This is a genomic window from Kitasatospora sp. NPDC057512, assembly GCF_042802135.1.
Classification (GTDB): domain Bacteria; phylum Actinomycetota; class Actinomycetes; order Streptomycetales; family Streptomycetaceae; genus Kitasatospora.
In genome coordinates this window covers 1-1,961 of the sequence record NZ_JBHVET010001093.1, presented here as the reverse complement: position 1 = coordinate 1,961, position 1,961 = coordinate 1, and the positions used below count along the sequence as shown (strand labels likewise).

General features: G+C 69.4%; 2 protein-coding genes. One reads left to right on the top strand and one right to left on the bottom strand.

Annotated elements, in window-relative coordinates; all coding sequences use genetic code 11:
* Positions 1-737: ALF repeat-containing protein (locus tag ACFU6K_RS37915; RefSeq protein ID WP_380671048.1), on the bottom strand; the 737-nt coding region annotated here is incomplete at its 3' end.
* A gap of 539 nt (positions 738-1,276) precedes the next feature.
* Here ACFU6K_RS37915 and ACFU6K_RS37910 point away from each other — a divergent pair.
* Entirely contained in the window at positions 1,277-1,768 is a 492-nt protein-coding gene (locus ACFU6K_RS37910) for a hypothetical protein (protein WP_380671046.1), read from the top strand.
* Positions 1,769-1,961 lie beyond the last annotated feature (193 nt).

Here is a 1,961-nt window from a genome sequence, read left to right as displayed (position 1 = left end):
TCGTAGACCGCCTTGTCCTTGGCCTCGATCGCCGCAGCAGTCTCCTGGGCCGCCTGCGCGCCCGCGTCCTTCGCCTGCTGCACCAGCTGCGCGATGTTCGCGCGCTCCTGGTCGCGGCTCTGCGCGATGTACTGGCCGACCGCCAGGAAGTCGCGCACGTCCTCGATCGACCCGTTCAGCGCCGCACGCGCCGCCGCCTGGGTGTTCGTGCCGCCCGCGCTGAGGATCTGGACCAGCTTGAGCCGGTCGTCCGAATCCTTCGCCGGGAACTGGCCCTCGGTCAGGAACTTCTGCAGGTCGTCGCTGGTGTTGCTGCGCAGCGCCGCGTCACCGGCCGCCTGCAGGTTGCGGCCCGCGCCCATCGCGGGGTCGGTGAGCCGGGTGATCATCAGCCGCCGGTCGGCGTCGAGAGCCGACTGCCAACCGCCCCCAAGGAAGGCGCGCAGCTCGTCCGGGGTGCCGTCGATGGCCTTGTCCGCGGCCTCGCGGACCTTCGGCCCGCCCACGCTGGAGATCTGCGTGGCGGCCAGCAGGTCGTCCGCGCGCTGCGCCCCGGCGAGGTCGTTGTCGACGAATCGCTGCACGTCCTGGTCGGACCCGGCCAGCGCGGCCTCGGCGAGCTCGTGGACGCGAGGACCGCCGTTGAGCCACGCGGTCAGCGCGCGCTCGCGGGTGGTGGGTTGGACCTGCCCGCCGGTCGGCTCGGCCGCGGTGGCACTCGGGACGCCGGACCCCACCAGGCCGGCCGTCAGGGCAAGTGGCAGCAGGCTCAGGGAGAGCCTGCCCAGTAGTGGCGGCCTCCCCCTTCCCTGCCCTTGTGAGCGGGATATCGATTGGCGCACCAGAAAACCTCCACTGTCGACATCGGCCGAATCCCGGCCGCAGCGGAGCCTACGTCAAATGATGTCACGACAGAACGCTTACGAAGTCAAGGAGTTGAGAGTTTAGACACGTGCAATAAACCGTCCCAGTGGGCCCATATTTCGGCAAAGCGAGCGCATCGCCAGGAAGTGCCCAAGATATTCGAAACTGTGACAGAGTGCCTGCTCGGGAGGGGTCTCCGGAAGAAAGATCTGGCGTGTCATCAGTTCCATCTGGTTCGATGGGGCGGCATTCCGTCCTTGATCACGAAGGCGCCGGGTGATTGATTCCGTGCATCCCCATCACCCATGACGCGTCATCACGACAGGTTGGTTCGCCTGCCATCAAGGGTGGTTCGTACCAATCCGCAGATCTGCCCGTCAGGGCAACACCAGATGAACGAAAAGGATTAGGCATGGCAAAGCGCATGTCCCGCTTGCTCGTTGGCGGTGCCGTCGCCGTGGCCGCCACGCTCGGCGCCACCGCACTGGCCTCCGCCGACGGCACCCCGGCGGACAACTCGGCCGCGCCGGTGGCGGTCGAGGACTTCAACTACCCCGGCCCGGCGCCGTACCCCAACGTCAAGCTGCTGCGCGGCGACGGCCACATCGTGCTGTCCGACTGCGCCGTCGACGGCCAGATCAGCGTGCTCAGCTTCGACCTGCCCAACGCCGGCGGCAACCAGATCTGCTTCCGCGCCACCAGCACCACCGGCTACCTCGCCCTGGAGGTGCCCAACGTGTTCCGCATCCGCACCGACGCCTACTCGCTCAACGCCAAGCTCACCACCACCGACGGCGCGCAGAGCGTGGACATCGCCAAGGGCACCGCCGTCCCCGTCGGGATCGGCAGCGGCTCCGGCAACGGCAAGCCCGCCGCCCTGCTCGAACTGCGCGTCACCGGCTGACGACCGCCCGCCGATACCGCACCGCTCTCCGCTCCCCGCTCTCCGCTCACCTCCCGATGGAGCCCCAGGTGACCCACACCCCCCTCCGCAACACCAGGAGGACCGGCCGCGCCACCGCGGGCCGGTGGCTGGCCGCCGCCGCCGTGACCGCCACGGCGCTCGTCGGCGCCACCGCGATCGCCGCCGCCGACAC